Here is a 10,173-nt window from a genome sequence, read left to right on the forward strand (position 1 = left end):
TTATGATATAAACAATAACATGTAAGCGATTGCATTATTACTAGCGTGCACTATTCAAGTGTAAGTCACATTACCTCTTGTTAAATTAAAAGTTGTGGCAAAAAAACAACCTGCTAAAATGTATCCTAAAATATGTTCAACATCTCCAGAAGACACATGGATCATTCCAAAAAATAAAGCACTCGTGATTCAAGCAACTGTGCGATTACCACAACCAACACTTCAAGCATGTCTCGAAGCTAATTCTTCCAGTAAGGGAGCCATTAAAATCGTTAAAACAAATAAAGAGATACAATAAATCACTCTAATCGCAACATCATCATGATGAATTAATTTTACTAATTCATCCTGATTGGCCGAAGTTCCTCCTAGTGGTGTGCCTTGGACAAGATAATTATATAAAAAACTCCCAATCCCAATCAAAAGCCCAGTGACAATGATGGTGATAATTAAAAGTTTTAATCAATCCTTTTTAAATGTACTGATGATTTTTTCCTTTAAATCAATTGTTCATTTAAAAGCAAAAATAATTACTATTAATTCAGCAATAATTTGTAATCATAAAAAAATGATTTGATTTCAGTCTTGATTAACATTCAATAAATTAGTGAAATTACCAAAAACCAAACCTAACAATGGAACAAATAATTGAAACCCATAAAAAATGAATAAACCAGATTTAATAAAAAGTTTACGGTCTTTGGTTAATAAAATAATAAAACCAATCAGTGCTGAAACCAAAAGCACTAGAAAATGCAATGTACTTAATAAAGCATTATCTTCTTTACTAATTTGGTTAGTTGACATCCCACCAATAAATCTAAACATAAATAAAGAAAGCAAAGGAATCAGTAAACTAGTAACAATAAAAATAATCCCATCGTTAGCTGGATTATATAACTTAAAATAAAATGGATATTTTTCATTAGTTTCTGAGCTCGGAATGGATATTTGATCCCAAACGTTTTTTTTGTTCATCTTTAAAAACCTCAATGTATTTTAATTATTTTAACATAAATAAAAAACAACACTTTTGCGTTGCTTTACTATTTGGTGATTATTCCATTAGCAATCATCACTTCACGCATACCTGCTAAAGCTTGCTCTTCATCTGGTCCATTTGTTTCAATAGTGATTTCTGTACCACTTTTGATTGCTAAAGACATGAGATTCATAATTGATTTAATGTTTCCTTTTCGGCCTTCTGAAATGATTGTCATGTCAGCTTTGAATTTTGAAGCTTCTGTCGACATGATTCCTGCTGGTCTTGCATGCAGTCCAACTGGGTCAGTGATTTTGGCAGTAAATTTTACCATTTTAATAGTTCTCCTTTTTTATACAACAATCTTATTATACATTGTATGTATCATTAGTAAAAGATGTTATACACATTTATTTTTTTGATAAAACAGGGTTGTTGGCCGCAATCACCATCACACCATATTTTGGATCATTAAAAGCAATTTGTAATTGTTTACCTAATTTTTTAATCACCACTCCATCACCAAACATGATGTGAGTCACTAAATCATTTTCTTTAATCTTTGATTCAACCACTTCTTCAAGTGGTTGGGATAATTTGGTTCTGTTTTGACCAAAAACAGAACCATCATGGCGGACAAAAAGATTTGATTCATATGAATAAAGATCAGAATTTAACTCTTTTACAAATTTAGATTCAATTAATGTTCCGCTTGATAAGTGAGAATACTCACCTTTAATGTAACTAATATATAAAACTTCTTTTGCTCTTGTTAAAGCAACATACAATGCTCTGCGTTCTTCTTCAAATTCAGAAATTGTCAGCATTGAGTTTTTTGATGGAAAAATATCACGATTTAAACCAACTACAAAAACGACTTTGTTTTCTAAACCTTTTGCTGAATGAATTGTTAATAAGGAAACGCGATTAGATTCTGTTTCATCATCTTCATTACTTGCTAAGCTTTCTTCTTGTAAGAAAGCCAGAGTCATATTTTCTTCACCATAAAGTTCAGGATTAAAACTTTTTTCAAAGTTTTCTAATTGGTCAAATAAGGCTTCAATATTTTTTCATTCATTGCGATCTTTATCATCTAAGGTTTTGACAATAGTTTCATAACCTGATTCAATGATTAAATATTTTAAAATCTTGACAACTGATTCATTAGCTTCAAACATTGTTTTAGCATGGATAAATGTGTTTCTTAACTTATCTAAATTTTTAGTAACTTGTTTGATACTATTTTCTTCATCAATAATTAAATCAAAAAGTGGGAGTTGTTTTTCAGATGCTAAATTAAAAATTTTTTCAATAGTGACTCCACCAACTTTGGGAGTTAATTTAAGTGCTCTTTCCAATGATAAATCATCACGAATTGCTACTGATTTTAATAAGGCAATTGAATCTTTAATGACTTTACGTTCTCTGAATTTGATGCTCCCAATTAGTTGATAAGGGATTTTGGCATTGTCCAAAGTTTTTTCAAATTCTTGTGATCAAGCATTAATCCGGTAAAGAATAAAAACATCTCCAAAACGATAATTTTGTTCAGTCACTAAACGATTAATTTCATTAGCCACAAATTTAGCCTCACCATATCTTGAAGCAAATTCTTTTAATTTTGCTTTTTCTCCTCCAGCATTATTCGTAAAAATAGTTTTCTTTTCACGTTGTTTATTATGTTCAATGAAATCATTGGCTAAATTTAAAATTTGTTTGGTTGAACGGTAATTTTCGTTTAAAACAACAGTCACAGCATTAGCATAAGTTTTGTGAAAATCCATAATGATTTGGATTTTCGCTCCACGTCATGAATAAATAGTTTGGTCAGGATCACCAACAACTGTTAGGTTATTTTTCCCGTTGGTTAAAAATTTAATTAAATCAAATTGAATTTCATTAGTATCTTGAAACTCATCGACCATGACATAATCAAAGCGGTCTCTTCATTTTTGTAAAACATCTGGGTGATCACGAAAAATTTTATAAACCAGAATTTGCAAATCATCAAAATCCACTGAGTTGTGTTTTAATAAATGTTCTTGATATTTTTCATAAATTTTAGCAAAAGCTTTTTCTTCAATATTTTCATAATTACTTAAAGCTTCGTCTGGTTCGGTTAATTCATTTTTTCAAAAACTAATTTTTGATAAAGCTTTACGATCAAATTTATTTAATGAACCATCATCATTCAATTTCATCTCTTTAATTATTTTCTTAATGATTGATCTTTGGTCATTACCATCCAAAATTAAAAATTTACTATCAAGCCCAATTGCTTGACATTCTTCTCTTAAAACACGAGCACAAAAAGCATGAAATGTTGAAATGAAAGGATTAACATTATCATTATCCAACATTTTTTTAATTCTTTCTTTCATCTCTTTAGCTGCTTTATTGGTAAAAGTCATCGCCAAAATTTTACGAGGAAAGATATTTTTGACATTAATCAAATATGCTATTTTTGTTGTGATAACTCGGGTTTTCCCAGAACCTGCTCCAGCAATAATTCTTAAAGGATTATCTGTAGTTTTAACAGCTAGTAATTGTTGTTCATTTAAACTATCTAATAAACTATTCATTGGTCTCTCCTTTGTGTTCTATGTTTTGAATTTCTTCAATTTGCTCTTTGCTTAAATTTCCTGGTTGTGCTTTTAATGAAACGTGGGTGTCTTGGTTGGTCATCACCTTATCTTTATTTGGTTTAACTCAACCTTTAAATTCTTCTTTGTAAACAACATAAATATGAAATTTAAGATCAATACTCGCTTGTTGAGTTTTTTGTAATTTAATACTAATCCCGACAAAGAACAATCACAATCCATAAAAGATGAATCCGACATTTCTTAACAAAAGCAGTATCCAAATTGTATATTGAGAATTTTTATCACTGTTTTGCAAAAGCAAAACAGTGATAATTTGAAATATTAAAGCAACAAGTCAAGGAATTAAAAGAAAGTAACTTTCTCTTAAAAACAGCGGTAGCAAATCGGGTTTTCTTTTTCCCTTTTGTTTCAAGCGAATTTGCAACAATAATTTACCCAACGTGTTACCTTTTAAAAAATAAGGAATGATGATGAAGTAAATCACGGTAAAAACAAATGATGAGCTGACAATAATGATTAATGGGATTCATTCACCTTGTTTTGGTTTACAAACAGCATTAACTACAATAAAAGGAATGGCTAATAAAAATAAATCAAAAAGTCTGGCAAAAAACACACGATAGATGTTAGCGATTTCATATTGCTTTTCAGCATATGTATTATCTTTTGTAAATTTATTGTGCTGACTTTTCATCTATCCAACCACTCCTCACTATTTATTTTTTTTAATTTCATTATTAATGAATGTATTAAATTCTAAAATGTAGTTAGTAAATTCTTCATTCTTTTGGTCTAAAAAGATTTTATTTTCAGTGGTGAACGGGATTAATTTACCTTCCATTTTTGTTTTGACATATTTCAATGCTTTTTTGTACAATTGTTTATTATCAAACTTGGCAACCATTTTTAAGAAGTGAAAAGTTAAACCATAAATATTTGCATAATTTAATTCATCCTTTAATTCTTTATAAGCACCAATGCGACGATAATAATTTAAAATATGTGGTCATTGGTTCACTAAATCAAAGGCAGAGTATTTCAAAACATTTCGACGATGAGTATTTAGCTTTTCAGAAATTTGGTAAAAAGTTCTCGCATGCCCTAGTGCTTGATAAATAAATAAAGTATCAAAACGATTTCAACTTCTAAAATTTAATCGGAAATCTTTTAAGAATTGTAAGCGAAACACTTTTCCATATAACTCTTGATTGATATAAGCATAAACTTCTTTTTCGTTTGTCAAATCATACACACGATCAGATTCTAACAAATCATTATTATTGTAACCTTGAGCAATGCCTAAAAGTTCTTGTTTAAATTGAATAATGTCCAATTTTTTTGATTCTTTTGCCACAACATTGTGAATAGTTTCCACAAAAATTGGTTCTAAAACATCACCCTCTTTAATGATGGCAAAATATTCACCTTTTGCTAATTGTAAAGCTGTGTTTCAATCAGAAGATGACCCTTGTGATTTATTATTTAAAACAAGTGTCACATTTTCATTTTGTTCAAACTGTTCTCTAATAAAATATAATGATTCTTTTTCAATGTTCGGATCATCATTAATCAACAAAATTTCAAAATCATTGTTTGTTTGCTTTTTTAAAGAATTGATAGTTTTGAAAATTCTTTCTTCTTTCCCTTGTGAAGCAATAATAAAACTAATTAGCATAGTGACCTCGTAAATCTATTTAATATCTTTTATTTTATCACTTTCTAATTTTTTCCTCTGAAAAATTATTTTTTACTCACTAATTTTTGGGTTTTTGGATTAGAAAAAATTCCAAAATTTCTTACAAATTTAAGAAATTTTGGAAAGTGGAACGCAAATTAGAAAGTAATTTACTTTGTTGCTCTTATAAAATAAATAATATAGAAAGATAAAAATATGAAAAAAATATGTTTTGACATTGGTGGTTCTTCTATCAAAGTAATCACATTCAATGAAAAAAATGAAATAGTTTCAAGAGATAAGCTTGACCATATTGGAACAAAAAAATACAGTTTTGCTTCTTCTGATATGGATAAACTTAAACAAGAATTGCCAGATTTTAAAATTGATTCTGACTTAATCAAAAGCATACCGCTCATAAAATGTTTAGAAAATATCAATAACTATGTTGAAAAACTAAATGAAAAAGTCAAAATCGGAATTTCCATTCCTGGAGTTGTTGATAACAAAAAATATAAAGTTTTAACTGAATCAGCAATTTGCGAAGTTGATGTCGATATTTTAGGTTTTTTCAAAAACCAAAAATTAGTTGATGAAATCGTCATTGAAAACGATGGAAAGGCGGCTGCAATTGGAGAAATGGTTTATGGACAAGATAACAAACTTACCAATGCCATTATTTTAACAGTTGGAACAGCGTTGGGTGGTGGAATCATTATTAACAAAAAAGTTTATAAAGGTTCACACTTGCAAGCCGGAGAATTTTCAAAAACTCTTGCAAATATCAATAAACATACATCATACATTTCCAATTTGGCCGTCTCAACTTTAAGTACAGTGATGGTTTGTATGGCATATAAAATGATGAGTAAAACAAGCGAATTCATTGATGGATTTAAATTTTTTGAACTAGTTGAAAAAAATGATCCATTAGCTATCCAGTTATTTGATAATTGAGTGAAATCATTAACCAACTTTTTAATCAACCTAAATATGTTTGACCCTGAAAAATTTTTAATCGGGGGTGGAGTTAGTGCCAACAAAATATTTATGGATGCCTTGAAAAAAGAGGTGGAAAAAATAGATTACACTGTTTTACCAAAAATTTATCTAGAATCTTGCAAGCTGACAAATGATGCTGCTTGTTATGGAATGCTAGCAATTATAGAAAAAGAATATATCGAGGAATAAATATGAAGTTTACAAAAAAAGATTTCTTATGAGGGGGAGCAACTGCTGCCAATCAATTTGAGGGAGAATACAACAAAGATGGTAAATCATTAAATGTTGCAGAAATGATCCCTTATACACCACTAGAAGATCGTGCATCAATGCCGATGAATTTAGCTTCTTTCACAAGAGCAAATATTGAAAAATCAATTGAAAATAAAGCAGGATTACATTATCCAAAACGTTTTGGTTCAAATCACTATAATCGTTATAAAGAAGATATCGATTTACTTGTTGAAGCTGGAATGGATATTTATCGTATGTCAATTTCATGAGGAAGAATTTTCCCCAATGGAGATGAAGACCAACCAAATGCGAAAGGTTTAGAGTTTTATCATAACTTGTTTAACTATTGTAAATCAAAAGGCATCAAAGTGATGACAACAATGCATCACTTTGATACACCATACCCAATTGGAAAAAAATATGGTGGATGAATGAACAAACAAGTCATTGACATGTTTGTTAAATATGCAAAAACTTTATTTACAGAATTTGGTGATGTTGTTGATTATTGATTACCATTTAATGAAATCAATATTTCATCATTTGCACCAATGATGAGTGCAACCTTCCCAGAAGATCATCCAGGGGTAAGTTATGACCAATTACGTTTCCAAACATTACATAACCAATTTATTGCCCAAGCAAAAGTTGTTGCTTTAGGACACGAAATGTTAGGAAAGAAAAACTTTGGATGTATGGTGGCTAACATGACTTCATACCCAATCGACTGTAATCCAGTCAATGTGATTGAATGACAAAAACAACAACAAATTGCGCGTTATTTCTTTTTTGACATGGTGGCAAAAGGGGAATACCCAACTTACATGTTAAAATTATTTGAAAAATTAAATGTCAAAATTGATACAAATGATCAAGAAATGGCAATTTTAAAAAATAACCCTGTTGACTTCTTATCATTTAGTTACTACATGACTGGAACAGTTTCCAAAGCTGAAATTGAAAAAGCAAATGGTAACTTAATGGGCATGGGGAAAAACCCATTCTTAAAAGCTAATGAATGAGGATGACAAATTGATGGTCAAGGATTGCGTTTTACTTTAAACGATTTATGAGACCGTTACCACTTACCATTATTCATTGCTGAAAATGGTGTTGGTCATGATGAAAAATTAAATGATCAAAAAACTGTCGAAGATGATTACAGAATCGATTATATGAAAGAACACTTTGTCGCTATCCAAGATGCACTTGATGATGGGGTTAATGTGTTTGGATACACTATGTGAGGAGTTATCGATTTAGTGTCTGCTGGAACTAATGAAATGTCAAAACGCTATGGACTAGTTTATGTGGATTATGATGATTATCACAAAGGAACTGGTGATCGTTTCAAGAAAAAATCATTCACTTGATTTAAAAAATTTAAAGAGAGCGGAGAAATTTAATTATGGCGAAAAAAACCAACAATAAATATGACGAGTTTTTAAAAACAACATATGAAGCAGTTGGTGGAAAGGAAAACTTTGGTGAAATTTATCATTGTGTAACCAGATTACGTTTTAAAATCATTGATAAAAGTAAAGTCAATGATTCCGCACTAATTGCTCAAAAGAAACAAGGACTTGTGAAAGGGATCAATTGGCTTGGTAATGAATTACAAGTTATTATCGGAATGGAAGTTCCGAAAGTATTTGATGCTTTCAACAAATATCTAGAAACCATTTCTAGTCCAACTGCAACAACAAATGAGGTTGGAGAATTCAAAATCGAGAACAAACAACCAGCTGAAGATATCAGTAAACTAAATAAAGTTATTGATTGTCTAAAAGGGTTTATGCTACCCATGGTGCCGGCTGTTATTGGATTAGGAATTATTATTTCAATCCAAGCTATTTTGGTGTTAACCAAAGCTATTCCAGCAATTCAACCAATGAGTGTTGTGAATTATCAAGGGCATATCATTGCAGCCAATAACTTTTTACAACAACAAGCAGATTGATTTGCTAAAGGTGGTAGTCAAGTAACATTCATTATTGGACTTATGTTCTATATTGGTGGAACAGGAGCCATGCAATTTGTCGGGGTCTTAATTTTAATCAATGGATTCAAATACTTAAAATTAAACCCGGTTTTTGGAGCAGTGTTAGGATTAATGATCTGTGCTCCATCAATGCTTGTACAAGGATGAAACATTCCTTTAGTTAGTCAATTGGATGGCTGATTACAAATTAAAATGGGACCAATCATGGGAAGTATTTTTGTCTTAGTCCCTTCAGCATTCTTATTTAAATATGTAAAAATGGGTGTTGATAAAGTTGTTCCTAATGCCTTAAACAACTTATTTGCTGGTGCAATTGCCTTATTTATTACAACTGTGCTTGTGTTTGTCGCACTTGGTCCAGTTATCGGAATTTTTGAAAATATTTTAGGAAAAGCCGTAAGTTTACTAGCAGATATCCCATTTGGATTAGGTGTTATGTTCTATGCTTTTGCTTGACAATTCATGGTGATAACTGGAGCACATATTGCTTTAGTCATGTTAGTGATGGCGCCATGAATTATGAATCCAACTTTAGGAATGGAACTTTCAATCCCAATGTTAATGGGGAGCCAAATTGCTGCCTTTGGACAAATGGGAGCAGGACTGGGAATTGCTTTCAGAACTAAAGATCGTCTTTTGAAAAAAACAGCCTTAGATGCTGCTATCCCTTGTGTGTTCGGAGTAACTGAACCAATGATTTTTGGGGTAACTTTATTAAGAATTAAAGCTTTAATCTTTGGATGTATTGGAGCTGCTGCTGGAGGACTATTCTTTGGGCTAATGGAAGTTCCTTACTTTAGCCAAGGGGGAATGGGAATTCTAGCATTAATGAATACAATTACTGGAACATTATCACCAAATAATGGTGGTGTGCTAGAAATTCTTTACACATTATTAACATTTGCAATTGCAGCAGCTGCCGCATTCGGAATTACTTTCTTCTTGTATGGACGAGATGGTAAGGTCGACACTAAACAGAAGATGAAAAAAGTAACTAATTCAATGTTGAAATATGTGGGAATGGCAAAAGATGTTAATCATGACCCAGAAACATTAAAAACTCAATTAAATGAAATTGCAATGTTGCAAGCTGATAAAACTCATATTAAAAATCAACAAGAATATTTAAGAAATGATATTAAACTTAATAATTTAATTGCCAAATTAGACAAAGCTGAAATTAAACTAGAAACTCTAAAAGAAGCTGAGAAACAAAAACCAGAAGCAATTAATAAGTTAAATGAAAAAATTGCAATGTTGAATACTAAAATTGCAGAATGCAAACAACAAGCAGTTGTGAAACATCAAGAAATTACACCAATTAATAATCAAACAATTACATTAATTAATAGACTTTTTGATGATCAAAAAATGCATGCATCACTTGAAAAATTGAAAAATAATTACACCAATATTATTAATCAAGTATATAAAGCTGAACATGAGCAGCCACTTCTTGAAGAAATTCAATTATCAACAATGATCAAAGAAGAAAAGAAAAATATGAAAATAAAAGAGGGAAGAAATTAAAAATTCAATCAGATTAGAGTATGTTAAGGACACCACCTTGAAAAAGGAGGTGTCCTTTTGCGTAAGGAGGAAAAATGAAAATTAGAAAAATATATTCGGATGAATTTAAAAGAAAAATAGCTAAAGAGTATTTCAATGGTAA

Annotated in this window: 8 protein-coding genes; 3 read left to right on the top strand and 5 right to left on the bottom strand. The window is 30.4% G+C overall.

The window, feature by feature from the left end:
• The 5 genes from P695_RS0103610 to P695_RS0103630 all read right to left on the bottom strand — a co-directional run bounded on the left by P695_RS0103610 (window position 1) and on the right by P695_RS0103630 (window position 5,263).
• Window positions 1-978, bottom strand: a complete 978-nt coding sequence (locus P695_RS0103610) for a CPBP family intramembrane glutamic endopeptidase (protein WP_028126890.1) — start codon at window positions 976-978, stop codon at window positions 1-3.
• 68 nt (window positions 979-1,046) lie between these two features.
• Window positions 1,047-1,316, bottom strand: a complete 270-nt coding sequence (locus P695_RS0103615) for an HPr family phosphocarrier protein (RefSeq protein ID WP_028126891.1) — start codon at window positions 1,314-1,316, stop codon at window positions 1,047-1,049.
• 76 nt (window positions 1,317-1,392) lie between these two features.
• Window positions 1,393-3,564 (bottom strand): ATP-dependent helicase, encoded by a 2,172-nt coding sequence (locus tag P695_RS0103620; RefSeq protein WP_028126892.1) that lies wholly within the window; start codon window positions 3,562-3,564, stop codon window positions 1,393-1,395.
• Window positions 3,557-4,282, bottom strand: coding sequence for an RDD family protein (locus tag P695_RS0103625; protein ID WP_028126893.1), 726 nt, complete (start codon window positions 4,280-4,282; stop codon window positions 3,557-3,559). Before P695_RS0103625 ends, P695_RS0103620 begins: the two co-directional genes overlap by 8 nt.
• Window positions 4,283-4,300: 18 nt before the next feature.
• Window positions 4,301-5,263, bottom strand: coding sequence for a glycosyltransferase family 2 protein (locus P695_RS0103630; RefSeq protein WP_028126894.1), 963 nt, complete (start codon window positions 5,261-5,263; stop codon window positions 4,301-4,303).
• Window positions 5,264-5,479: 216 nt separating this feature from the next.
• Here P695_RS0103630 and P695_RS0103635 point away from each other — a divergent pair, with 216 nt between their 5' ends.
• From P695_RS0103635 to P695_RS0103645, 3 genes are read left to right on the top strand one after another with little or no spacing between them, the layout of a single operon-like run.
• On the top strand, window positions 5,480-6,454 hold the full coding sequence (locus tag P695_RS0103635) for an ROK family protein (RefSeq protein WP_028126895.1): 975 nt from the start codon (window positions 5,480-5,482) through the stop codon (window positions 6,452-6,454).
• A 2-nt stretch (window positions 6,455-6,456) separates the two neighbouring features.
• Window positions 6,457-7,905, top strand: coding sequence for a glycoside hydrolase family 1 protein (locus tag P695_RS0103640; protein WP_028126896.1), 1,449 nt, complete (start codon window positions 6,457-6,459; stop codon window positions 7,903-7,905).
• Window positions 7,906-7,907: 2 nt separating this feature from the next.
• Entirely contained in the window at window positions 7,908-10,031 is a 2,124-nt protein-coding gene (locus P695_RS0103645) for a PTS transporter subunit EIIC (protein WP_028126897.1), read from the top strand.
• Window positions 10,032-10,173: the final 142 nt, after the last annotated feature.

The organism is Williamsoniiplasma lucivorax ATCC 49196, from assembly GCF_000518285.1.
GTDB classification, from domain to species: Bacteria; Bacillota_I; Bacilli_A; order Mycoplasmatales; family Mycoplasmataceae; genus Williamsoniiplasma; species Williamsoniiplasma lucivorax.